This window comes from Neomesorhizobium albiziae (genome assembly GCF_900114255.1).
In the GTDB taxonomy this organism is placed as follows: Bacteria; Pseudomonadota; Alphaproteobacteria; order Rhizobiales; family Rhizobiaceae; genus Neomesorhizobium; species Neomesorhizobium albiziae.
This window is the reverse complement of record NZ_FOSL01000020.1, coordinates 48,786-72,177: the sequence shown is the minus strand read 5'-3', so window position 1 is coordinate 72,177 and position 23,392 is coordinate 48,786. Positions and strand designations below refer to the sequence as shown.

At 63.7% G+C, this 23,392-nt stretch carries 26 protein-coding genes and 1 riboswitch; of the genes, 16 read left to right on the top strand and 10 right to left on the bottom strand.

Annotated features, from left to right (window positions below; all coding sequences use genetic code 11):
• Positions 1–6: 6 nt before the first annotated feature.
• From F3H98_RS23720 to F3H98_RS23710, 3 genes are all read right to left on the bottom strand, one after another.
• Positions 7–1,224: an MFS transporter gene (locus F3H98_RS23720; protein WP_149762809.1), complete on the bottom strand. Its 1,218-nt coding sequence runs from the start codon at positions 1,222–1,224 to the stop codon at positions 7–9.
• Between the two features lie 185 nt (positions 1,225–1,409).
• Entirely contained in the window at positions 1,410–2,195 is a 786-nt protein-coding gene (locus F3H98_RS23715) for an NAD-dependent epimerase/dehydratase family protein (protein ID WP_188130536.1), read from the bottom strand.
• Positions 2,196–2,288: 93 nt separating this feature from the next.
• Positions 2,289–3,500, bottom strand: a complete 1,212-nt coding sequence (locus tag F3H98_RS23710) for an MFS transporter (RefSeq protein ID WP_149762807.1) — start codon at positions 3,498–3,500, stop codon at positions 2,289–2,291.
• A gap of 122 nt (positions 3,501–3,622) precedes the next feature.
• Between F3H98_RS23710 and F3H98_RS23705 the strand changes: the two genes are divergently transcribed.
• Positions 3,623–4,225: a TetR/AcrR family transcriptional regulator gene (locus F3H98_RS23705; protein WP_149762806.1), complete on the top strand. Its 603-nt coding sequence runs from the start codon at positions 3,623–3,625 to the stop codon at positions 4,223–4,225.
• On the opposite strand, the gene F3H98_RS23700 is transcribed toward F3H98_RS23705, so the two are convergent.
• Entirely contained in the window at positions 4,222–4,563 is a 342-nt protein-coding gene (locus F3H98_RS23700) for a putative quinol monooxygenase (RefSeq protein ID WP_149762805.1), read from the bottom strand. The genes F3H98_RS23705 and F3H98_RS23700 overlap by 4 nt on opposite strands.
• Before the next feature lie 212 nt (positions 4,564–4,775).
• Between F3H98_RS23700 and panB the strand changes: the two genes are divergently transcribed.
• The 4 genes from panB to F3H98_RS23680 are packed head-to-tail and all read left to right on the top strand — an operon-like array spanning position 4,776 to position 7,198.
• A complete protein-coding gene (gene panB, locus F3H98_RS23695; protein ID WP_149762804.1) occupies positions 4,776–5,621 on the top strand; it encodes a 3-methyl-2-oxobutanoate hydroxymethyltransferase in 846 nt (281 codons plus the stop codon).
• Entirely contained in the window at positions 5,618–6,496 is an 879-nt protein-coding gene (panC, locus tag F3H98_RS23690; RefSeq protein WP_149762803.1) for a pantoate--beta-alanine ligase, read from the top strand. Before panB ends, panC begins: the two co-directional genes overlap by 4 nt.
• 43 nt (positions 6,497–6,539) lie before the next feature.
• Positions 6,540–6,788: a type II toxin-antitoxin system VapB family antitoxin gene (locus tag F3H98_RS23685; RefSeq protein ID WP_149762802.1), complete on the top strand. Its 249-nt coding sequence runs from the start codon at positions 6,540–6,542 to the stop codon at positions 6,786–6,788.
• Entirely contained in the window at positions 6,785–7,198 is a 414-nt protein-coding gene (locus F3H98_RS23680; RefSeq protein WP_149762801.1) for a type II toxin-antitoxin system VapC family toxin, read from the top strand. The genes F3H98_RS23685 and F3H98_RS23680 overlap by 4 nt, the downstream gene beginning before the upstream one ends.
• A gap of 19 nt (positions 7,199–7,217) precedes the next feature.
• On the opposite strand, the gene F3H98_RS23675 is transcribed toward F3H98_RS23680, so the two are convergent.
• Entirely contained in the window at positions 7,218–8,438 is a 1,221-nt protein-coding gene (locus F3H98_RS23675; RefSeq protein ID WP_244621861.1) for a S41 family peptidase, read from the bottom strand.
• Positions 8,439–8,583: 145 nt separating this feature from the next.
• On the opposite strand from F3H98_RS23675, the gene F3H98_RS23670 reads away from it, so the two are divergent.
• A complete protein-coding gene (locus tag F3H98_RS23670; protein WP_149762799.1) occupies positions 8,584–8,820 on the top strand; it encodes a hypothetical protein in 237 nt (78 codons plus the stop codon).
• A 5-nt stretch (positions 8,821–8,825) separates the two neighbouring features.
• On the opposite strand, the gene bluB is transcribed toward F3H98_RS23670, so the two are convergent.
• Positions 8,826–9,578: a 5,6-dimethylbenzimidazole synthase gene (gene bluB, locus F3H98_RS23665; protein WP_149762798.1), complete on the bottom strand. Its 753-nt coding sequence runs from the start codon at positions 9,576–9,578 to the stop codon at positions 8,826–8,828.
• A 95-nt stretch (positions 9,579–9,673) separates the two neighbouring features.
• Positions 9,674–9,860: riboswitch (cobalamin riboswitch) on the bottom strand.
• Between the two features lie 120 nt (positions 9,861–9,980).
• Here bluB and F3H98_RS23660 point away from each other — a divergent pair.
• The 8 genes from F3H98_RS23660 to F3H98_RS23625 all read left to right on the top strand — a co-directional run bounded on the left by F3H98_RS23660 (position 9,981) and on the right by F3H98_RS23625 (position 17,112).
• Positions 9,981–10,907 (top strand): histone deacetylase family protein, encoded by a 927-nt coding sequence (locus F3H98_RS23660; protein WP_149762797.1) that lies wholly within the window; start codon positions 9,981–9,983, stop codon positions 10,905–10,907.
• 3 nt (positions 10,908–10,910) lie between these two features.
• Positions 10,911–11,162 carry an exodeoxyribonuclease VII small subunit gene (locus tag F3H98_RS23655; protein ID WP_149762796.1) on the top strand — a complete coding sequence of 84 codons (252 nt, stop codon included), beginning with the start codon at positions 10,911–10,913 and terminating at the stop codon, positions 11,160–11,162.
• Positions 11,163–11,234: 72 nt separating this feature from the next.
• The gene (locus F3H98_RS23650) at positions 11,235–11,507 is read left to right on the top strand and encodes a DUF2277 domain-containing protein (RefSeq protein WP_149762795.1); all 273 of its coding nucleotides are present in this window, start codon (positions 11,235–11,237) and stop codon (positions 11,505–11,507) included.
• Between the two features lie 182 nt (positions 11,508–11,689).
• Positions 11,690–12,610, top strand: coding sequence for a pirin family protein (locus F3H98_RS23645; protein WP_149762794.1), 921 nt, complete (start codon positions 11,690–11,692; stop codon positions 12,608–12,610).
• A gap of 105 nt (positions 12,611–12,715) precedes the next feature.
• A complete protein-coding gene (gene dxs / locus F3H98_RS23640) occupies positions 12,716–14,629 on the top strand; it encodes a 1-deoxy-D-xylulose-5-phosphate synthase (protein WP_149762793.1) in 1,914 nt (637 codons plus the stop codon).
• A gap of 149 nt (positions 14,630–14,778) precedes the next feature.
• Positions 14,779–15,063, top strand: coding sequence for a hypothetical protein (locus tag F3H98_RS23635; protein ID WP_149762792.1), 285 nt, complete (start codon positions 14,779–14,781; stop codon positions 15,061–15,063).
• 46 nt (positions 15,064–15,109) lie between these two features.
• Complete coding sequence (locus F3H98_RS23630) at positions 15,110–15,874, top strand: TlyA family RNA methyltransferase (RefSeq protein ID WP_149762791.1); 765 nt, start codon at positions 15,110–15,112, stop codon at positions 15,872–15,874.
• Entirely contained in the window at positions 15,871–17,112 is a 1,242-nt protein-coding gene (locus tag F3H98_RS23625) for a class I SAM-dependent RNA methyltransferase (RefSeq protein WP_149762790.1), read from the top strand. Before F3H98_RS23630 ends, F3H98_RS23625 begins: the two co-directional genes overlap by 4 nt.
• A gap of 6 nt (positions 17,113–17,118) precedes the next feature.
• Here F3H98_RS23625 and F3H98_RS23620 read toward each other — a convergent pair whose 3' ends face one another.
• The 4 genes from F3H98_RS23620 to F3H98_RS23605 all read right to left on the bottom strand — a co-directional run bounded on the left by F3H98_RS23620 (position 17,119) and on the right by F3H98_RS23605 (position 20,422).
• On the bottom strand, positions 17,119–17,826 hold the full coding sequence (locus F3H98_RS23620) for an NAD-dependent deacylase (protein ID WP_149762789.1): 708 nt from the start codon (positions 17,824–17,826) through the stop codon (positions 17,119–17,121).
• Positions 17,823–18,215: a hypothetical protein gene (locus tag F3H98_RS23615; RefSeq protein WP_149762788.1), complete on the bottom strand. Its 393-nt coding sequence runs from the start codon at positions 18,213–18,215 to the stop codon at positions 17,823–17,825. Before F3H98_RS23615 ends, F3H98_RS23620 begins: the two co-directional genes overlap by 4 nt.
• Positions 18,216–18,397: 182 nt before the next feature.
• Entirely contained in the window at positions 18,398–19,810 is a 1,413-nt protein-coding gene (gene tldD / locus F3H98_RS23610; protein WP_149762836.1) for a metalloprotease TldD, read from the bottom strand.
• Positions 19,811–19,897: 87 nt separating this feature from the next.
• Complete coding sequence (locus F3H98_RS23605; protein ID WP_244621859.1) at positions 19,898–20,422, bottom strand: invasion associated locus B family protein; 525 nt, start codon at positions 20,420–20,422, stop codon at positions 19,898–19,900.
• 379 nt (positions 20,423–20,801) lie between these two features.
• Here F3H98_RS23605 and coxB point away from each other — a divergent pair, with 379 nt between their 5' ends.
• Both coxB and ctaD read left to right on the top strand, forming a co-directional pair.
• Entirely contained in the window at positions 20,802–21,668 is an 867-nt protein-coding gene (gene coxB / locus F3H98_RS23600) for a cytochrome c oxidase subunit II (protein ID WP_149762787.1), read from the top strand.
• 38 nt (positions 21,669–21,706) lie between these two features.
• Positions 21,707–23,365: a cytochrome c oxidase subunit I gene (gene ctaD / locus F3H98_RS23595; protein ID WP_149762786.1), complete on the top strand. Its 1,659-nt coding sequence runs from the start codon at positions 21,707–21,709 to the stop codon at positions 23,363–23,365.
• Positions 23,366–23,392 lie beyond the last annotated feature (27 nt).

Below are 23,392 nucleotides of genomic sequence, written 5' to 3'. Positions count from 1 at the left end.
GAGGCTTCAAGAACCAGCCGGTGAGGTTGCAGCCGCCATCTTCGCCGAAGGCCTATAGAGGCTGCGCTGCCCGGCCAGCGCAATCACCAGGGCAATCATCCCGGCTGCGACGGCGACCCAGAAACCGCTGACGGCGCCATAGGCGTCGATCATCCAGCCGGATGCCGACGAGCCGGCCGCCATGCCGATGCTGATCCCGGTGATCGCCCATGTCATGCCCTCGGTCAGTTTCGAAGATGGGGCCAGCTTCTCTATCAACGCCATCGAGATGATGATGGTGGGCGAAACCGCGATGCCGGCGACGAAGAAAACCGCCGCCAGTGCCGAGATGCTGCCGACGACGAGCAGCGGCAGGGTGGTGATTGCCGCCAGTGCTATTGCCGCCAGCAGCTGCCTGGCAAGCGGAAGCCTGAGTTTAAGCGCGCCGAAGGCGAGCCCGGCGATCAGCGAGCCGGCCGCATAGCTAGACAGCACCAGGCTGGCGGCGGCCTTATGCCCTTTCGCCTCGGCGAAGGCGACCGCAGTCACTTCCGCCGTGCCGAAGATGGCGCCTATGGCCACCAGCGTCAGCACCAGGATCTGCAACGCACGCAGGCGGATGACCGAGCGTCCGCCGCTTTTCTCCTGCGGCTGAACCGGCGGTTCGGTCGATTTCTGCGCGGCAAAGAGCAGATTGCCGACGGCCAGGAACATGGTGCCGAGCAATGGCCCGGCTTCCGGGAATACGGTGACGCTGAGCCCGATCGACAGGACGGGGCCGGTCATGAAAAGCATCTCGTCGGCGACCGATTCGAATGCGAAGGCGGTGTGAAGTTTCGGGGTGCCGCGATAAAGCTCAGTCCAGCGCGCTCTTACCATCGCGCTCATGCTGGGCATCGTTCCACTCAACATTGCAAACAGGAACAGCGTCCAGTCCGGCATCCTGTAATGGGTGGCGAGCATCAGGCCGGCCAGGGCCGCGACGCTAAACAAGGTAGCGGGGATGAGGATGCGGCGCTGGCCGTAACGGTCCACAAGCCGCGAGACCAGCGGCGCAATCAGCGCGTTGGCAAGCGCGAAGGTGGCAGCGACCGCTCCGGCCAGCCAGTATTCGCCATGCGTCTCCGACAGCATCGTGACGATGCCGAGCGTCATCATCGCCAGCGGCAGGCGCGCGACGAAGCCGGCGGCCGAAAAGGCCTTGGCGCCCGGTGCCTGGAAGATTTCGCCGTATGGGTTGCGCATCGGAAAGCCCCTGCATGCTGAGTGTATCAGGCGAAACGAAGCCTCGCCATGACCGGCGCTTGCCAGGACGCCTGCATTTTTGGAAGCGGAGATAGTCGGATTCTGTCAGAGCGCTTCGGCCAGCTTCGCCGGCATATCCTCGTTGACCGGCCGCCAGCCGAGTTCGCGCCTTGCCTTATCGCCGCTCATGCGCTGGTCGATACCGTAGCCGCGAGCCCATTCGCCCAGTTCCGCCGCGATTGCGTCGGCGCTGACGATCTCGGGCGGTGTCGACGCGCCGAAACGCCGCGCGATCGCGCCGACGGGGCGCCGTCTTGCGCGGCGCCGTGATATACCGAGCCGGCCGCGCCGCGTTCCAGAACCAGGCGGTAGAGCAATGCAAGGTCGTCGGCATGGACGAGCGGCCAGCGCACGTGTTCACCCTCCACGATCCGCATGGCGCGACCGGTTCGCGCCGCCTCGACGAAAGCCGAAATGACGCCGCTATCGGCGGTGTAGACCATCGCCGGGTGGACGATGAGCGGTTCGATCCCGGGCGCTTTGAGCACCCGTTCTATCATCGGCACCGACCAGGCGAAGGCGGGCAGGGGATCGAACGGCGAGGTCTCGGTGGCGATGCTGTCGCCGGTTGCGCCGTAGAGCCAGCAGCCGCCGGTGTAGAGAAAGCGCGGCCGGCGCGGCATCGCACCGAGCGCCGGCAGGAGCACATCGAGCAGCCGGCGATCGACGGCTTCCATTTCGTCGGAAAAGTCGCTGGCGGCGTGGACCACCGCATCGACCGCCTGGATGTTCTCGATCCACTCTTCCGGCTGCCTGATGTCGCCGGCAAGCGGTGTGGCGCCGAGTTCGGCCAACCGCGCCGCCGAGCGTTCGGAGCGGGCAAGTCCTATGACATCATGGCCCGTGGCCGCGAGTTCCCGCACCACCGGTGCGCCGATCGAGCCAGTGCCGCCAAGAATGAAGATGCGCATTATGGTCTCCTTGGCCTTGGGCTGTTGTCGTTCAGGGTCCCGGTCTTTTCGAGCCGCGCCGGGGAAGGCGCGGCTCATGATGATGGCGGGATGTCAGGCCGCAACCGGCATGGCCTCCGATGCCTTGAGCGGCAGCCGCAGCCGGCAATTGCCGGCCAGCGCCGTGGTGAGCGCGACGCCGCCTGCAATCACTGAGACCCAGAAGCCGCTGCTGGCGCCGAACTGATCGATCGTCCAGCCCGAGGCGGCCGAGCCGATGGCCATGCCGATGCCGATGCCGGTCATCACCCAGGTGATGCCTTCGGTGAGCTTTGCCGCAGGCACAAGCCTCTCGATAAGGCCGAATGCGGTGATGAAGGTGGGCGAGATGGCGACGCCGCTGATGAACAGGGTGAGCGCGAGCATCGGGATGGAACTGACGAACAGCAGCGGTAGCGTGGTCGCCGCTGCAATCGCGACGGCAACGGCGAACTGGTGCGCCAGCGGGGCCTTCAGCTTCAGCGTGCCGTAGATCAGGCCGACAATCAGCGAACCGACGGCATAGCCGCCGAGGATGAAGCTCGCCGCCGCCGGCTGGCCAAGTTCCTTGGTCATGGCGATAACGGTCACTTCGGCAGTGCCGAAGATGGCGCCGATGGCGACCAATGCGAACGTGATCACCTGTACCGAACGCAAGTTGATCGCGGAGCGCCCGCCGCTTCTTTCAATCGGGTGCACCTTTGGTTCCGTCGATTTCTGCAGGATGAAGGCAAACGAGCCGGCGGCGAGGAAAAGCGTCGAGGCCAGTACGCCCGCCTCCGGGAACAGCGAGACGCTGAGCCCGACCGCCAGGCTGGAGCCCGCGATGTACACGAGCTCGTCGGCGACCGATTCGAAGGCGAAGGCGGTGTTGAGCTGTGGCGTGTCTCGGTAGATTTCGGTCCAGCGCGCCCTGACCATCGCCGGCATACTGGGCATCGAGGCTGCAACCAGGGCAGTGACGAACAATGTCCAGGTCGGCCACTGGAAATGCGCCGCGAGGATGAGAGCGGCAAACGCCACCACGGAAAGCGTCGCGGCGGGCACCAGCACCGGGCTCTGGCCGTAACGGTCCACCAGCCGGGAGATTTGCGGGGCGGCGAAGGCGTTGGTCAGCGCGAAGGTGGCCGAAACGGCGCCGGCCAGCCAGTATTCGCCGTGGGTTTGAGAAATCATCGCGACGGTGCCGATCGTCGCCATTGCGACCGGCAGCCTGGCGATGAAGCCTGCTGCGGCAAAGCCCTTCGATCCCGGGGCCTTGAATATCTCACGATAAGGGTTGTGCATAGTGCACTCCTGGATTCTGGGAGGAGCGCCACTTACATACGTGGCGTATGTGATTAGAGTTAGTTGCATACGCCGCGTATGTCAACTAATATACGCGGCGTATGCAAAAAGAAAGAACAGATATGGCGCACAAGCCCCGCAGTGAGATGATTGCCGAGACCAGAGCCAAGCTGCTCGCCTCCGGTCGCCAGGCTTTCGGCACGGTCGGATACGCCGAAGCGTCGATGGACGACTTCACGGCGGCCGCCGGTCTGACGCGTGGCGCGCTGTATCATCACTTCGGCGACAAGAAGGGATTGCTGGAAGCGGTGATCGCCGAGATCGACGGTGAGATGTCCGAAAGGTTGCGCCAAGTCTCGGCCATGGCCGGCAATCCCTGGCAAGGTTTCGTGGATGAATGCACTGCCTATATCGAGATGGCGCTCGAGCCGGAGATCCAGCGCATCGTGCTGCTCGACGGTCCGGCGACGCTTGGCGATCCTTGGCAATGGCCGTCGCAGAACGCCTGCATCCGCTCGATGACCGACAGTCTCCAGAAACTGATCGATGCTAAATTGGTGGTCGAGGTCGATCCCGAGGCCATCGCCAGGCTGATCAGCGGCGCGTCGTTGCATGCGGCGCTGTGGATTGCCAACGCCGATGATCCGCCGTCTGCCTCGAAGAAGGCGGTGAAGGCGTTCAACGTCCTGCTGGAGGGACTGTTGAAGGATCGCAGCCGGCATTAGGACAGTTGCACGGCCTTCAACAGCCATGCCGACGACCTGATGCCCAACCGCGACACAATCTCCTTGCGGTCGAGCCCCAACACGCGGTCCTGATCGGCTATGGCCGCCGTGACGCGGCTGACGGCGTCGGGGCCGGCAAGCTCGATCAGTGTAAAGAGGTCGCAGACGTCCGGATCCGATTGCTGTTCCAGGATGAGGTCGCGCACGAACCCGTGCTGCGCACGCATGACCGCATGGGTCTTTTCGAGCAGGTCTAGGAATTCTTCGCGTTCTTCCGTCGGAACCGTGAATTTGTTGATGCGATAGACGGACGACGGTCCACCCTGGGTTTCGGTCATCGCTTTTCCTTCCGGAGCCTTGCCTTGCCGCTGTTTCAGGGGACGCTACGACTTCAACCAAGGTTGAGGTCAAGCCTGCTTGCGACGGTTTTGAAGGCTGGTGCTGCCAACCCGCCATCGGGCCGGAAATGCGGGCCGGCTAACCGTTTTTCTCTTCGCACTGCACAAAAATCGTGCAACACATTCGCGAAGTGCGTTGAGGGAGAAGCGAGATGAGTGCATCCGCGGACGTCAAGATCCTGACCCCGCCCGACATTGCCGAGCGCAAGGGCGGCGCGCCGATCGCCTGTCTCACCGCCTATACGACGCCGATGGCGCGGCTGGTCGACCGGCATTGCGATGTCGTGCTGGTCGGCGACAGTGTCGGCATGGTCTTGCACGGTCTGCCGTCGACGCTCGGTGTCACCCTCGACATGATGATCATGCACGGCAAGGCTGTGCGCCGCGGCGTCGAGCGCGCGCTGATGGTGGTCGACATGCCGTTCGGCTCCTACGAGGAGAGCCCGGAGCAGGCTTTCCGCAACGCCGCACGTCTGATGGCCGAGACCGGTTGTGCGGCAGTGAAGCTGGAAGGTGGCGAGACGATGGCCGGAACGATCCGCTTCCTCACCGGGCGCGGCATTCCGGTGATGGCGCATGTCGGGCTGACGCCGCAGTCGGTCAACGTGTTCGGCGGCTACAAGGTGCAGGGGCGGGGCGGTGATGCCGACCGGATCCTGCGCGATGCGGTCGCGGCCACTGAGGCCGGCGCGTTTTCGGTCGTCCTGGAAAAGATCGCCGAGCCGCTGGCGCGCGCGATCACCGGCAAGATCGCCGTGCCGACCATCGGCATCGGCGCTTCGGCAGCTTGCGACGGCCAGATCCTGGTGGTCGACGACATGCTGGGTCAGTTCTCCGAATTCCGGCCGAAATTCGTCAAGCGATATGCGGAGTTGGGCAACGAGGCCGACGCGGCAATCGCTGCCTATGCAGAGGAAGTGCGCGAGCGGCGGTTTCCCGGCCCCGAGCATGTCTTCGGCGACGTGCCGAAGACCGTCAGGCGTGGGACCGCCGCATGAGCGTGCCGATCGTTCGCACCGTGTCGGAACTGAGGAAGGTTGTTGCCGGCTGGCGGTGGGATGGCGCCAAAGTGGGCGTCGTGCCGACCATGGGCGCCCTGCATCGTGGACATCTCAGCCTGGTCGAGACGGCTCTTGCCCGCAGTGACCGCGTCATCGTCACCCTGTTTGTCAACCCGAAGCAGTTCAACAGTGCCGCCGACCTTGCCGCCTATCCCCGCACGGAAAACGAAGACGCGGCCAAGCTGGCGCCGACCGGGGCGCATCTGCTTTATGTTCCCGATGCCGAGGAGATTTACCCCGAGGGTTTCGCCACCACCGTTTCCGTGGCGGGCGTCAGCGAGGGATTGTGCGGCGCTTATCGACCGGGCCATTTCGACGGCGTCGCCACCGTTGTCGCAAAGCTCTTCCTGCAGACCGGCGCCGACGTCGCATTCTTCGGCGAAAAGGACTTCCAGCAGTTGCATGTTGTGCGCCGCATGGCGAAGGATCTGGATATTCCTGTCGAGATTGTCGGTTGCGCGACAGTTCGCGAAGCTGATGGATTGGCCTTGTCGTCCCGCAACACGCGCCTGTCTGCGGCCGAGCGCACGATTGCGCCACGGCTGGCTGCAATTCTCTTCGATGCGGCGGGCAAATTGTCGGCGGGCGGTGCGGCCCGGCAGGTCATCGAGGCGGCGAAAGCGGCAATCGTCGAAGCCGGCTTCCACGATGTCGAATATCTCGAACTGCGGGGCAACGACGACCTGAAGCCGCTCGAACGGGCGGACAAGCCGGCGCGCCTGTTGGTTGCGGCGTGGCTGGGCGCTGTGCGCCTGATCGACAATGTCGAGGTGGTTAGCGCTCTGCCATCAGGCCATCTTTTGCCACCTTGATGGCAGCTCGTGAGTTTTCTATAATAAGGGCGAAGGAAGCATCATGGCCGAACCCCAGCTTTCAGTCAGAAGCGCCAAGGCGCGCGACCTTGCGCATAGGCTTGCCCGACGCGAAAACCGCTCGATAGCGGATGTCGTCGAGCGCGCTTTGGAATCCTATGAAATCCGTGAGGCAGGGCGTGAGCCCGCGTCCGATTTTTATGCACGATTGGCGGCAAGCAGTAGCACCGATATCGATCTTGAAGCGGTCATTAAGGAGGGCCGCCCTGTGCATTTGGGACCCGATCTTTGATCTTTCTCGATACGAACGTAGTTTCCGAGACTCTGAAGAGTTCGCCCAACGCCGCGGTCATGGCTTGGCTCGTCCGGAGCGATGCCGAACTTGCCCTTCCGACAGTGACAATCGCAGAGATCGCTTTTGGCATCCAAAAGATACGGCCGGATCAGCGCGCGGAGCGGCTTGAACTGGGGCTGTCCGATTGGCGACGGCGTTTCGCTGACCGCATATTCGGCCTGACCGAAGAGGCGGCGCTCGTCTACGGCGAAATCATGGGTATGGCTTCGCGTCGGGGAAGGCCAATGTCAGCGCCCGACGGCATGATCGCGGCAATTGCACACATCAATGGCGGTAGACTGGCAACGCGCAACATCAGCGATTTCAGTACAACCGGTCTCAGGCTGATCTCACCGTGGGAATTCTGACGGGCGCGTTGCCTGCCGCTTATCCCCGCGCCAGAATCCGCCGCATCTCCTCGATCGCCGCTTCGCGCTGGGGGTCCGCACCCGCGGCATAGGGCAGGCTGAAAGGCACCGGAATATCCGGCTGCACGCCGCTGCCTTCCAGCCTGATATTGTCGCCGATGATGGCGTCGGAGACTGCGATCTCCAGCAGGCTGTCGTCGGGCAGCAGGAAGGCGCGGCCTGCGAGCAGGGCGCCAGCCGAGCGGGCGCCGACCAGCGGAACCTTGTTCACCTTGAGCGCGTAGGCGAAAACCTCCAGCCCGCTGCGGGAACCCTCATCGATAATCGCCACCACGGGCCGGCGCCAGCGCACGTTGGCAAACATGGTCTCGCCGTCGCGGTCGACCAGCCGAAACGGCGGCGTGTCGCCAACGAACAGCTCTGCCGCATCGGAACTGCCGCCACCCCAGCGTCCGCGCAGGTCGAGCACCAGCCCGTCCGCGTCCTTGAGCTTGCCTTCGGCCAGCGCTTCGGCGACGGCGCCCATCGAATTGCGGGCGGCGAGCGTCCACAGCCGGATGTAGCCGATCTTGCGGCCGTCGCGTTCGAACAGCGTGGCGCTGTCGGCGATCGCCTTCTCGAACATCGGCAGCGGCCGCAACGATTCGACCTGGACCTTGAGCGTTACCGGTTCCGCATCGGGCCGGCGCCGCAGTTTAACTTCGACCTGCTTGCCGACCTTGTCACGGAACGAGGCGATCTGGCGATAGGGTGCGCCGTCCACGGAAATGATCTCGTCGCCGGTGAGAATGCCGGCGCGTGCGGCAGGCGAGCCGTCGTAGACATCGCTGACGAACCACAGGCCGTTGCCTTGCCGCGCCACCATGCCGATGCCGGGATAACGCACATCGCCGTCCGGCGGGAACAGCCGCCGCAGATCGTCGCGGATGGCGAAACGGAAAACGTCGGCCAATTCGAAATAGTCGATGGTGTCAGGCTGGAAGTGGCCGGTATGCGAAGCCTGGAGGCTGGCAAGCACGGTACCGATTGCAGCGTTGACGCGCGCATCCTGGCTTGTCGCGGTCACCGGTGTGCGCGGATCGTGCACCTCGCGCTGCACCGCCTCCGTGAAGCGGTCCATCGCCGAGGCGTCGTGGAAATTCTTGACCACCAGTTCGACGGCGCGGTCGAACACCTTGTTTCCCGAGCGCGGCGGTTCGGCAGCCTGAAGCGCCAGCGCCCCACTCAGGAAAAACAGCATCGCGGCAGCGCAGGCGCGCAACGATTTCAGCATCAGAACCTCCCAGTTTGCGACATTATGGGGCGGCGGGCGGCTGGAACATGGTGATGTCCGCCCTAAATGACCGAAAAAGCGGCGGATGCCGCAAATGTGATGGGAGGCAACGATGCCCGTCATCTGGCTGGGCGCATTTCTGGTCATCGCAGGCGTGCTGTTGCTGGCAAAGGCTGCGATCGACCGCGGACGGCTGAGCGGCACCGCCAACGGTTCGCCCGGGCTGCGCGATGGCACGCTGGAGCCGGAGCATCGCGGTGTTCGGTTTCTCGGTCTGGCCGGCAACTGGCCGGGACTGGCGCTGATCGCGTTCGGTGCGGCGCTGCTTCTGTTCGGTGCGGCGATCTAGCAGCACTAAATTTCCGGGCGGTTGACCGCCGCTGCGGAAAATTGCGTCGCGTTCACCGCACGCTTGAGGCGCTGTTCGCCGGTGCCGCCGAAGATCTCGCTCATGATCAGATCCGGCAGCGGCAATCGCTTGCCCCAGCCATGCGTTTCGAGATCGGGTCTTGGCGCGAACTCCGAGACGCGCCCGACGCAGAGATAGGCAACCGGCACGACATGCCCGGGGATGCCGAGCAGGCATTTCAGCGCGTCGCTGTCCAGGATGCTGACCCAGCCGACGCCGATGCCTTCGGCGCGCGCCGCGAGCCAGAAATTCTGCACTGCGCAGACCGTGCTGTAGAGGTCCATTTCGGGGTTGTGCCAGCGGCCGAGCGGCGAGTTTTTGGACCGGCTGCGGTCGCAGGTGATGCAGAGATTGAGGGGGCTTTCGCAGATGCCCTCGAGCTTCAGCTTGCGGTAGAGCGCCTGCCTGTCGCCCTCGATGTTTTCGGCTTCCTGGCGGCGGGCGTCTAGAAACAGGTCGCGGATCTGCTCCCGCCGCCTGGCGTCGCGGATGACGATGAAGTTCCACGGCTGCATGTAGCCGACCGACGGCGCGTGATGGGCGGCAAGCAGCAGCCGCGCAAGCACGCTATCGTCGATGGTTTCGGGCAGGAAGTGACTGCGCACGTCGCGGCGCGTGAAGATCGCCTCGTAGACGGCGTCGCGCGCGGCGGCATCGAAAGAATTGTCGGAAATGGCATGACTGCTGGCGGCCGGCATCGCGTGTCCCCTTGCGATCTCTGGAGCATTTTGCAGCCGGTGGAATCATCTGGCTGCAAAATGCTCTAACGGCGTCGCTCCGCCTGACCATGCGGGACGACTCTTTTTGCCTGGCCGGTCTTCTGGCTTGAGATCGTCCCGCGTCCGGCGTCTTCCCACTCCTTAAAAGAAGCAGTGACCTTGCCGGCGCAGTCCCTCCTACAGCGTTGGGCACGCCACGGAATTTCACCGTGTTCCCGATTCTCCCGCATTGCTGCGGGCACCTGGCGGACGCCATCCTACCGCTCATCGCGGCGAAAGCCACCTCCAGACACGACGACACCTGCCGGCGAGGCGACGATTTCCCCAGCCAACGCAGCGCCCGACGTGGCCTAAGCCGCCATAGCCGTTTAGACTGGGGGGATGACCACACGGTTCTATTCGCACCCGATCTACCTCGAGCACCTCACCCCGCCGGGCCACCCCGAGCGACCGGACCGCTTGCGGGCCATCGCCCGGGTGCTGGAGGACGAAGCCTATTTTGAACTCGACCGCGTCGAAGCGCCGGCAGGCGACGAGGCGACGATCCTCTACGCACATCCGCAAGAGTTCGTGGCGAAGATTCGCAGGGCAATTCCCCTGGATGGCATCGTGCGGGTCGATGCCGATACATCCGTCAGCCCGAAAAGCTGGGAGGCGGCCCTTGCCGCCATCGGTGCGGCCAACGCCGCGGTCGACGATGTTTTTGCCGGCGTCGCCGACAATGTGTTCGTCGCTTCGCGTCCGCCCGGCCATCATGCCGAGAAAACCACGGCGATGGGCTTCTGCCTGTTCAACAACGCGGCCATCGCGGCTCGTTATGCGCAACGCCGGCACGGCGCCGAACGGGTGGCCATCGTCGACTGGGACGTGCATCACGGTAACGGCACCCAGGACATTTTTTGGGACGATCCGACGGTGCTCTACTGCTCGACCCATCAGATGCCGCTTTATCCCGGCACCGGCGCCAAGTCTGAGACCGGCGCCGGCAACATCGTCAACGCGCCGCTGGCGCCGCAGACCGGCAGCGACACGTTTCGCGACGCGTTCCTGTCGCGCGTTTTGCCAGCGCTCGACAATTTCCGGCCCGACCTGATCGTCATTTCGGCGGGTTTCGACGCCCATCACCGCGATCCCCTGGCCGAGATCAACCTCACCGAGGAGGATTTCGACTGGGCCACCGGCAAATTGATGGAGCGCGCGGCGCGGTTTTCGAACAGCCGGCTGGTAAGTCTGCTGGAAGGCGGCTACGACCTGCAGGGCCTGGCTTTTTCGGTCGGCGCCCATGTAAAAAGACTGATGAAAGGGTAGGCGATGGCCGACGAATTGAACAATGATATCAAGGCCATGAGCTTCGAGCAGGCGCTTGCCGCGCTGGAGGAGATCGTCGACGATCTGGAGCGCGGCGACGTGCCGCTCGACCAGTCGATCCGCATCTACGAGCGCGGAGAAGCGCTGAAGGCGCATTGCGACCGCCTGCTGAAGGCAGCCGAGGACAAGGTCGAGAAGATCAGGCTGTCTCGAGACGGCAAGCCGGTGGGAACAGAACCGCTCGACGGGGAATAGCTTGACCTTGCGGCATGTCGCACCCAGTTTAGGGGCAAGCAAACGGTCGATGGAAAAACCCGGGAGCAGGCGATGTGCCGCAACATCAAGACATTGTTCAATTTCGATCCGCCGGCGACGCATGACGAGATCCGTGACGCCGCGCTGCAATTTGTCCGCAAGTTGAGTGGTTCGACGAAACCCTCGAAGAAGAACGAGGAAGCGTTCTACCGTGCCGTCGATCAGATCGCGGAGGCAGCGCACGAATTGCTGCATTCGATGGAAACGCATCAGCACCCGCGCAACCGCGAGGAAGAAGCCGCCAAGGCGAAAGCGCGCTCGGCGCTGCGGTTCGCAAACGCATAACGCTTGTCGTTCGCTCGTATCGTTCTAGGATGTGTTGGGATTCAGGTGATGCCGGCCTGCAAATGGCGGCTTTCTGCGCTTCCGGTGCTCACGTACCCAAATGTAAACTGCGCTCCGGTTCTCGAAATCCACCATTTTCGGCTCGGCCTAACCTGAATATCAACACACCCTAGGATGCGGTTATGAGCTTCTTTCCCGCACGTGATCCCGAGCCGGGCGACGCATTCTCCTGCGACGCCATTGAACTGATGGTGATCGCCAACGCCAAGGACATCGGCGGCTTCGAGGTGCGGCGTGCCCTGCCGACCGCCAAGCGCCGGCTGGTCGGGCCGTTCATCTTCTTCGACCGCATGGGCCCTGCGATCCTGCGGGCAGGCCAGGCACTGGATGTGCGCCCACACCCCCATATCGGATTGTCGACGGTCACCTATCTGTTCGACGGCAACATCCGGCACCGCGATTCGCTCGGCACCGAAATGGTGATCGAACCGGGCGACGTGAACCTGATGACGGCCGGCCGCGGCATCGTGCATTCCGAGCGTTCGCCGGAGGAAATGCGCGGCCACCCGCTGTCGATTTCTGGACTGCAGACATGGCTGGCGCTGCCGGACCACAAGGAGGAGATCGACCCGCTTTTCGACCATACGCTGCGAACGGCGCTTCCGGTTATCGACGCGGACGGCATTTCAGGCCGTGTCGTCATCGGTGAATTCGACGGCATGCGTTCGCCGGTCGCCACACATTCGGATACGCTATACGCCGATCTCAGGCTGGCGCCGGGCGCCAGCGTCAAAATCCCCGCCGACGCCGAGGAGCGCGCAATCTACATCCTGGAAGGCAGCGTGATCATCTCCGGCGATCGCTTCCACCCCGACCGGCTTCTGGTGTTCCGCCCCGGCGACGAGATCGTGGTTTCGTCGGAAGGTGGCGCGCATTTCATGTTGTTCGGCGGCGCGTCGCTGGGTTCCAAGCGGTATATCTGGTGGAATTTCGTCTCATCCTCGCAGGAACGCATCGAACAGGCCAAGCAAGAGTGGAAAACCGGCCGTTTCGACATTGTTCCGGGCGACGAGGAAGAATTCATCCCCTTGCCCGAATATTGACGCCTTTCGCGTAAATTGGGGCGCGTCACCAGCGCACATTTACTTTCCGGGGGCGAGGTTCTATCCCGGAAAACGACTTTAGCCGAGCAAGCAGGCTTCAATATCGTGAATCAGCCGTCGAAAACCCCGCTTTTGGATACCGTTCGCATTCCGGCGGACCTGCGCAAGCTGCCCGAGAGCGAATTGCCGCAACTTGCCGCCGAGTTGCGTGCCGACCTCATCGACATCGTCTCGCACACCGGAGGCCATCTCGGCGCCGGGCTTGGCGTCATCGAACTCACAGTGGCGTTGCACCATGTCTTCGACACGCCGAAGGACCGGCTGATCTGGGATGTCGGCCACCAGGCCTATCCGCACAAGATACTGACCGGCCGCCGCGACCGCATGCGCACGCTGCGACAGGAAGACGGGCTTTCAGGTTTCACCAAGCGGGCGGAGAGCGAATACGACCCGTTCGGCGCCGCGCATTCGTCGACTTCGATCTCGGCCGGCCTCGGCATGGCGGTCGCCCGCGACCTTTCCGGCGGCAAGAACAATGTCATCGCCGTGATCGGCGACGGCGCCATGTCGGCGGGCATGGCCTATGAGGCGATGAACAATGCCGGCGCGCTCGATGCCCGGCTGATCGTCATCCTCAACGACAACGACATGTCGATCGCGCCGCCAGCCGGCGCCATGAGCGCCTATCTGGCGCGGCTGGTTTCCGGCAAGACCTACCGCTCGCTGCGTGAAACGGCCAAGCAACTGGCCAAGCGGCTGCCGAAATTCCTCGAGGAAAAGGCCCGCCGCTCGGAAGAATTCGCGCGCGGTTTCTGGACCGGCGGCACAATGTTCGAGGAGCTCGGCTTCTACTATGTCGGGCCGATCGACGGCCACAATCTGGAACATCTGCTGCCGGTGCTGAAGAACGTGCGCGACACGATAGACGGACCGGTGCTGATCCATGTGGTGACCCAGAAGGGCAAGGGCTATGGCCCGGCCGAGGCTTCCGCAGACAAATATCACGGCGTCAACAAGTTCGACGTCATCACCGGCGCGCAGGCCAAGGCGCCGGCCAATGCGCCGAGCTATACCAAGGTGTTCGCCGACAGCCTGATCCAGGAAGCGCGCCACGACGAGAAGATCGTCGCCATAACCGCGGCGATGCCGTCCGGCACCGGGCTCGATTTGTTCGGCGAGGCGTTCCCCGAACGCACCTTCGACGTCGGCATCGCCGAGCAGCACGCCGTCACCTTCGCAGCCGGGCTGGCGACCGAGGGCTACAGGCCTTTCGCGGCGATCTATTCGACCTTCTTGCAACGCGCCTATGACCAGGTGGTCCATGACGTGGCGATCCAGAAACTGCCGGTGCGCTTTCCGATCGACCGCGCCGGGTTTGTCGGCGCCGACGGACCGACCCATTGCGGCGCCTTCGACATCACCTATCTCGCCTCGCTGCCGGGTTTCGTCGTGATGGCAGCGGCCGACGAGGCCCAACTGCGCCACATGGTGCGCACCGCCGCCGACTATGACGAAGGCCCGATCGCCTTCCGGTATCCGCGCGGCAACGGCGTTGGCGTCGAGATGCCCGAGCGCGGCTCGGTGCTGGAGATCGGCAAGGGCCGCATCGTCAAGGAAGGCACCAAGGTTGCGCTGCTGTCGTTTGGCACCAGATTGCAGGATTGCCTGATGGCGGCCGAAGAACTTGACGCCGCCGGGCTGTCCGCGACCGTGGCGGATGCGCGTTTCGCCAAGCCGCTGGACGAAGACATGATCCGCCGTCTGGCGCGCTCGCACGAAGTGCTGATCACCGTCGAGGAAGGATCGATCGGCGGTTTTGCCAGCCATGTGCTGCAATTCCTGGCGACAGAGGGCCTGCTGGACAGCGGGTTGAAGGTGCGGCCGCTGATGCTGCCCGACGAATTCACCGATCATGCCAAGCCGGAAAAGATGTATGCCGACGCCGGCCTCGATGCCACGGGCATCGTTCGCACGGTGTTTGCCGCACTCGGCAATCAGGCACGGGCTGTCAGGGCATAATTTTCGCGCCAACTACAGATTGACCGGCGCCCGACAACTATACCGGGTGTTTACGATGCCGGTTGGCGTTTCGCTTACCCTTTCTCTTGGTCGTTTTTTAGCGCGCGATCTGTAGAAATCGCTCCCGGGACAGGGGAGCTATTTCAATCATGCGAAGATTTCTTATCGCAGCGGTTGTCGCCGTTTGCGGGATTGCGCCGGCTCTGGCCGGCGAGGTGCTGGTCAGGAAGATCCATTTCGAGCGCCCGTCCTACGACCGCACGCTGGAAAAGGCGGTGATGCGCATCGTCGCCCGCAGGATCGGCGACATCCGAGGGCCGCTCGCCACGGACATGGGCCCGCTGCTGGTCGCCCTGCACACCGAACGCGTGCGGGCTGCCAGTGAAGCCAACCCGATGACGGCGCCACTGCGGCTGGCGGCGATCACATACTGAAGGCCGCCTTGTTGCATTCGGTGCGGGCTTTCGCCAATGAAGGCCGATGAAAACCAGCCAATCCGGACAGGAACGTTTGCGGCTTGACGAACTGCTCGTCAGCCGCGGCCTCTTTGCCAGCCGTTCGCGCGCCCGCGACGCCATCGAGCGCGGCACAGTCACGGTCGACGGCCGCGCCGCCGCCAAGCCCGGGCAGGCAGTTGCGGCGACGGCGTCGATCGCTGTCGACGATCCCGCGCAAGCCTATGTGTCGCGGGCAGCGCTGAAGCTGATCGCCGGTCTCGACCATTTCGGCTTCGATCCCGCTGGCTGCCATGCGCTCGACATCGGCGCCTCGACCGGCGGTTTTACCCAGGTGCTGCTGGAGCGGGGCGCGGCACATGTCGTCGCGATCGATGTCGGCCACGCACAGTTGGACGCGGCGTTGAAAGCCGACCGCCGCGTAACCTGCATCGAAGGCCTGAACGCACGCGACCTGACGGTGGAAAACATAGGGGAAACAAGGCCGGACTTTCTGGTCTCGGACGTGAGTTTCATTTCGCTGAAGCTGGCCTTGCCGCCGGCACTCGGGCTCGCGGCGCCGGATGCGAGGGGGGTGTTTCTGGTCAAGCCGCAGTTCGAGGCCGGGCGTGAAGCCATCGGCAAGGGCGGGCTGTTGCGCGACCCCGCCGACGCGGATCGGATCGCCGAGGAGCGCAGGCGTTGGCTCGATGCCTTTCCAGGGTGGCGCGCCGTAGGCACCGTTGCCTCGCCGATCGAGGGCGGCGACGGAAACCGCGAATTTCTGCTGGCCGGAGTGAAGGATCGATGAACACACGTTTCGCAATCGACCGGCTTGGCGGGCAGGGTGACGGCATTGCCAACACCGAAACCGGGCCGGTCTTCGTGCCTTTCACACTGCCGGGCGAAGTGGTCACCGCGGCGCGCGAGAAGGATCGTGCGACGCTGATGGCCGTGCTGGAACCGTCGCCGCTGAGGGTGGAGCCGGCCTGTCGGCATTTCGGCGAGTGCGGCGGCTGCGCCGTGCAGCACCTGGAGCCTGCCGCCTATAACGACTGGAAGCGCGCCAAGGTCGTCGACTCGCTGAAGCGCGAGCGCATCGAGGTTGATGTCGCCGCAACCGTTCCATGCCAGCCTGCGTCGCGCCGGCGCGTCACCCTTTCTGCCCGCCGCACCGAGACGGGCATGCTGCTCGGCTATAACCGCGCCCATTCCCACACCATCGTCGACATCGAGGAATGCCCGATCGCCGTGCCGGAGATCGTCGCGGCGCTGGGCCGGCTCAAAATGCTGGCCGGACTGATCTGCAAGACGCCGAAGCCATTCCACCTGACGGTGACGCAGACCGCTTCCGGCCTCGACATCGCGGCGGCCGAATCGGGAAAGCTCGCCGACAATGCGCGAACCCTGGCGTCGGATTTTGTCATCCGCGAAGGTTTTTCGCGGCTTTCCGTCGACGGCGAGATCATCGTCGAGCCGAGGAAGCCGACGATCCTTTTCGGCGACGTTTCGGTTTTCCCGCCGCCCGGCGGTTTCCTGCAGGCGGTGGCGTCCGCCGAAGCGGTGATGGCGGATCTTGTCGCCGGCCATCTCGGCAAGGCCAAGAAGGTCGCTGACCTCTTTGCAGGCGCCGGCGCATTCGCACTGCGGCTGGCGAAAAAATCGGAAATCCACGCCGTGGAAGGCGACGCAGCGGCATTGGCAGCACTCGATCGCGGTTTCCGTTTCGCATCGGGTGTAAAACGTATCACCGCGGAAAAGCGCGATCTTTTCCGCCGCCCTCTCACCTTCAAGGAGCTCAATGCGTTCGACGGCGTGGTGTTCGACCCGCCGCGCGCCGGCGCCGAGGACCAGTCGAAGCAACTCGCCCGCTCGGACGTACCGCTTGTCGCCGCCGTTTCCTGCAATCCGGTAACGCTGGCGCGCGACCTGAAAATATTGATGGAGGGCGGCTACAAGCTGAAAAGCGTGACGCCCATCGACCAGTTCCTGTGGTCGCCGCATGTCGAGGCCGTGGCGCTGCTGGAGAAGCCGCGGAAGCGGCGGTAGCCGGCTCTACCCCTTGCCAAGCAGCCGTTCGACAAAGGCGGGTACGATTTCGGTCGCCCTGCCGTGTTCGGCTTCGGCAAACAGATTGTGCCCTTCGGACGGTTCGAGATTGAGCTCAACTGTATGGGCGCCAGCGTTGCGCGCTTCTTCGACGAAGCCTGCGGCGGGATAGACATTACCGCTGGTGCCGATGGAGACGAACAGGTCGCAGGCGCCGATCGAGGTTTCGATTTCGTCCATCCGGGAGGGGAATTCGCCGAACCAGACGACATCGGGGCGCATGAAACCGGCGACGTGACAGGCGAGGCAGGGAACTCTGGTGGAAAGGTCGTCATGCCATTCGCATCGGGTGCCGCAATTGGTGCACCATGCCCCGGCCAGCTCGCCGTGCATGTGAACCAGCTTTCGCGAGCCGGCGCGCTCGTGCAGATCATCGATGTTTTGCGTAACCAGCAGGAAATCGCCGGCAAATTCACGCTCCAGCCGCGCCAGTGCGATATGCGCCGCGTTCGGTTGCACGTCGGCCATGCGACGGCGGCGCTCGTTGTAGAATTCGTGAACCAGCGCGGGGTTTCGGTGGAAACCTTGTGGTGTCGCCACGTCGCGGTAGTCGACCTTCGACCAGATGCCGTCCTTGTCGCGAAACGTGTCGACGCCGGATTCGGCCGAAATGCCCGCGCCGGTGAGGATGACGATCCGTCGGAATTTGCTCAAGCGCGCCGGCCGGCGATCAGGCGGATGGAGCAGGCGATGAACAGGAACGGCATTATGCCGAACAGGAGCAGCGAGCTCATGTTGGATGACGACGTCGGCGCACGGAAGACGGCGAGATAGAAGACGTAGCCGGTGGCCAGGCCGACAGCCACGCACAGCGGCCAGAGATCGAGCCGGTAGTGCCTGAGGACCAGGAATGCCGGCAAAAGCAGGAACAGGCTGGTGGCGTAGCCATAGGCAAGCGAGGTTGCGAGGTAATAGAAGAAGCCGTGCGTGCCGGTGCCCGCAAAAACGCCGGCGATCGCCGCATGCAGAATTGCACCAAGCAGCGGGCCGAGCAGGAAACCGGCGACGAAGCGCTGGTCGATCAGCGGCGGTGGCGGGTTCATTTCAGCCTCCCGGTGGAATCACTGGGGGCTATCTAATGCATGTCGCCCGAAAGTGTCATCGGTTTCGGGACAAACGACATGCACAACTGAAGCTACAGCGCGGCCGCCGAATCCCATTCGGCGAGACGCGCTGTAGAGCATTGATCGCGAGAGGCGGGGAACCGCTTTCGAGGAACCGGGCATCAGGCCCGCGTGCCGCCGACCGTCATCTGGTTCATGCGCAGATGCGGCTGGCCGACGCCGACCGGCACGCCCTGTCCGGCCTTGCCGCACATGCCGATGCCGGTGTCGAGTTTCATGTCGTTGCCGACCATGGTGACCCGGTGCATGGCGTCCGGCCCGTTGCCGATCAGCATGGCGCCCTTGATCGGCTGGGTCACCTTGCCGTTTTCGATCATGTAGGCTTCGGTGCAGCCGAACACGAATTTGCCCGATGTGATGTCGACCTGGCCGCCGCCAAATGAGACGGCATAGATGCCGTTCTGCACCGAGGCGATGATTTCGGCCGGGTCCATGTCGCCGGCGGTCATGTAGGTGTTGGTCATGCGCGGCATCGGCTGGTGCGCGTAGGATTCGCGGCGGCCGTTGCCGGTGGCCGCCATGCCCATCAGCCGAGCGTTCTGGCGGTCCTGCATGTAGCCGACCAGTCTGCCGTCATCGATCAGCACCGTGCGGTTGGTCGGCGTGCCCTCGTCGTCGACGGTGAGCGAGCCGCGCCGTTCGCTGATCGTGCCGTCGTCCACCACGGTGACGCCCTTCGAAGCCACCTGCTGGCCCATCAGGCCGGCGAAGGCGGAGGTCTTCTTGCGGTTGAAGTCGCCCTCCAGCCCGTGGCCGACGGCCTCGTGCAGCATGACCCCCGGCCACCCGGAGGACAGCACGATATCGAACGTGCCGGCAGGCGCTGGGATCGCCTGGAGGTTGACCAGCGCCTGGCGCAACGCCTCGTCGGCGGCGAACTTCCAGCTGTCCTCGGCCACGAATTCGCCGAAACCCTTGCGCCCGCCCATGCCATAGGAGCCGGTTTCCTGGCGGTCGCCGTCGCCGACGACCACCGAAACATTCATGCGCACCAGCGGGCGCACGTCGCGCACCGCCTGGCCGTCGGCGCGCAGGATCTCGACATGCTGCCACGAAGACGCGAGCGACGCCGTCACCTGGCGCACCCTCGGATCCTTGTTGCGCAGGAACGCATCGATTTCCTGCAGCAGCTTCGCCTTTTCCTCGAAGGAGGGCGAAGCGATGGGGTTTTCCTCGCCATAGAGATGGCGGTTGGTGCGTGCGGGTGCGGCGGCGAGCGTGCCGGAATAACCGCCCTTGACGGCTGAAACCGCGCCTGACGCGCGCAACAGCGCCGCCTCGGACAGTTCACTGGAATGCGCGTAGCCGGTCGCCTCGCCGGCGACGGCGCGCAGGCCGAACCCCTGGTCGGTATTGAAATTAGCGGTCTTCAGGCGGCCATTGTCGAAGACCAGCGATTCGCTCTGGCTCGATTCGAGGTAAAGTTCGCCGTCGTCGGCGCCCTCGATCGTCTCGGCCACGATGCGGCGGATACGATCGTCGGAAATATCGAATTGCTTGAGCAGGCTGTCCATCGAAGCGTCCATTCTCAATGCCGCAAAAATCTCAGCACCGATGTAGGCGCGCAAGCTCCATTCGGCAATGGATGGAACAAGGACGGATCAGGGAAGTGCTGCGAAACCTTCGCCGAAACCCTTGAGGTCGACCGGGATGCCGACGCCTTCCTCCGGCGTCTGGAAGACGATGAAGGTGGCGGCCTTGCCGGTCTTCAGCGTGTCGAGCAGCGGCTTTTCGAGAATGACCTCGGCGTAGCAGCCGTCCTGGAAGCAGCGCACGAAATAGGCGCGGCCGATATCCTTGCCGTCGACATTCAGTCCAAGCCCGTTCGGCAACAGGACCCCGAGCGGCGCCAGCACGCGCAGGATTTCCGCCTTGTTGTCGGCGGTGCGCAGCACGACGACCGACAGGCCGATTTCCGGGCGGTCCTCGGCGACGACGTTCTGCATCATCGCGCACTGCTCGGCGGTTGCGCCGGCCGGCGTGTCGCAGATGATCGACCAGGCGCCATGCGTCGACTTGACCGTTCCGCTCTGCTGCGGTTGCTGCGCAGCAGACGGGAGCGCCAGCCCGAAAGTAGCGGCAAGGACAAGGAACGCTGTCCTCGAATTGAAAAGCCTGAATTCCATGGTGGCTCCGTGCGAATCACGGCACTCTAGACCGCGACCTTGGCAAGTAAAAGAACAGGCAGGTTGTGGAAGCCTGCTGAATTGGCGAGTTTCCACGACATTCGTCATGAAAATCCGCCTGAATTGCGACGAGCGCCTGTATCTCCAAAACCTCGTGCCCTTTGCCCGGCGCGCTCGGCTGCACATCAGCGCCGCAATGATGCTTACCTGGCGCCGTCCTTTGCGCGCAAAAATGCCGCACAGTTTCCGCCGCTCCTTTCTTGCGGTCGGAAAGAGAGTATGGTTTGAACGCCCCAACAGGCTCCGGGATTCCCGTTCCGGCGTCGTTCCACGTTCGCGGGCACGCTTTACCGCGGTGAATTGGGAGAAGAAGAGGGCGATGAGGAAATTTTTTGCGGGCGCAACTGCTCTGGCCGCGTTCTTCACGACCGCCACAGCATTTGCTGATCAGCCGACGCCGTGGCAGTGGCGCTTCCAGGAAGCCGCCACCGATATCATGGAACAGATCGAGTGGTTCGAGCGCTATACGCTCTGGTTCATCATTCCGATTACACTGCTGGTGCTGGCGCTGCTTGCCTGGTGCATCATCAAGTACCGCGCGAGCGCCAATCCGACCCCGTCGCGGACCAGCCATAACACGCTGATCGAGGTCATCTGGACTGTCGGTCCGGTCGTGGTGCTGCTGTTCCTGGCAATCCCGTCCTTCCAGCTGCTGACGGCGCAGTATACGCCGCCGGAAGAGCCCAAGCTGACTATCAAGGCGACCGGCAACCAGTGGAACTGGGACTATGAATATCAGGTCGAGGAGCCGCTTTCTTTCAATTCGGCAATGCTTGCCGACGGCGACCGTGCGGCCGCCGGCAAGGAGGATCGTGGCGTTTATCCGCGGCTTCTGGCCGTCGACAACGAGGTTGTCGTGCCGGTCGATTCCACCGTGCGCGTCCTGGTGACGGCAAGCGACGTGATGCACGCCTTCGCCATGCCGGCGTTCGGCGTGAAGACCGACGCGGTGCCCGGCCGCATCAATGAGATCTGGTTCAAGGCGCGCAAGGAAGGTCTCTACTACGGCCAGTGCTCCGAGCTTTGCGGCAAGGATCACGCCTACATGCCGATCGCCATCCGCGTCGTCTCCGACGCGCAGTACAACACCTGGTTCGCTGCGGCCAAGACCGACCTCAACGGCGCCAACAAGGCGCTTATGGCGGAAGTCGAAGCCAAGCGGAACGTGGCGGTCGCCGGCAACTGATGCCGCGGACCGAGAAGGAATAAGGAACGGAGCGGAACATGGCAGGCGCGGCAGCTCACGACGATCATAGCCACCACGACCACAAGCCCAAGGGCTGGGTCCGCTGGGTCTATTCCACCAACCACAAGGACATCGGCACGCTCTACCTGATCTTCGCGATCTGCGCGGGCATCATCGGCGCCGCCCTGTCGGTCGTCATGCGCATGGAGCTGCAGGAGCCTGGCGTCCAGATCTTCACCGGTCTGGCGCAGATGGTCTACGGCCTGAACGGCGATGCCGCTGTCGACGGTGGCAAGAGCATGTACAATGCGTTCACCACCGCGCATGCCCTGATCATGATCTTCTTCATGGTCATGCCGGCGCTGATCGGCGGTTTCGCCAACTGGATGGTGCCGATCATGATCGGCGCGCCGGACATGGCGTTCCCGCGCATGAACAACATCTCGTTCTGGCTGCTGCCGCCGGCCTTCATCCTGCTCATCCTGTCGGCCTTCATGCCGAGCGCTCCGGGCGCCTATGGCGTCGGCGGCGGCTGGACCATCTATCCGCCGCTATCGACATCCGGCCAGCCCGGACCAGCGATGGATCTGGCGATCCTGTCGCTTCACATCGCCGGCGCCTCGTCGATCCTCGGCGCCATCAACTTCATCACCACCATCTTCAACATGCGCGCCCCTGGCATGACGCTGCACAAGATGCCGCTGTTTGCCTGGTCGGTGCTGATCACCGCCTTCCTGCTGCTTCTGTCGCTGCCGGTTCTGGCAGGTGGCATCACCATGCTCCTGACCGACCGCAACTTCGGCACGACCTTCTTCGCGCCTGAGGGCGGCGGCGACCCGATCCTGTTCCAGCACCTGTTCTGGTTCTTCGGTCACCCGGAAGTCTACATCCTGATCCTGCCGGGCTTCGGTATCATCAGCCACATCGTCTCGACCTTTGCGCGGAAGCCGATCTTCGGCTATCTCGGCATGGCCTACGCGATGGTGGCTATCGGTGCGGTCGGCTTCGTCGTGTGGGCCCACCACATGTACACCACCGGCCTGTCGCTCGACACACAGCGCTATTTCGTGTTCGCCACGATGGTCATCGCGGTGCCTACCGGCGTGAAGATCTTTTCCTGGATCGCCACCATGTGGGGCGGCTCGATCACCATGAAGCCGCCGATGCTCTGGGCGATCGGCTTCATCTTCCTGTTCACCGTGGGCGGCGTCACTGGCGTCCAGCTCGCCAATGCCGGCCTCGACCGCTCGCTGCACGACACCTACTACGTGGTGGCCCATTTCCACTACGTGCTGTCGCTGGGCGCCGTCTTTGCGATCTTTGCGGGCTGGTATTACTGGTTCCCGAAGATGACCGGCTACATGTACTCGCCGATGATCGCCAACACCCACTTCTGGGTCACCTTCATCGGCGTGAACCTGATCTTCTTCCCGCAGCATTTCCTCGGCCTTGCCGGCATGCCGCGCCGCTACATCGACTACCCCGACGCGTTCGCGGGCTGGAACATGGTCTCCTCCTACGGCTCCTACATTTCGGCCGTCGGCGTGTTGGTGTTCCTCTACGGCGTGTTCGAGGCGTTCTCGAAGAAGCGCGTTGCCGGCGCCAATCCCTGGGGCGAGGGTGCGACGACGCTGGAATGGCAGCTGCCTTCGCCGCCGCCATACCATCAGTGGGAGCAGCTGCCGAAGATCAAGTGATCGGCAGGAATTGATTTCGAAGCCGTC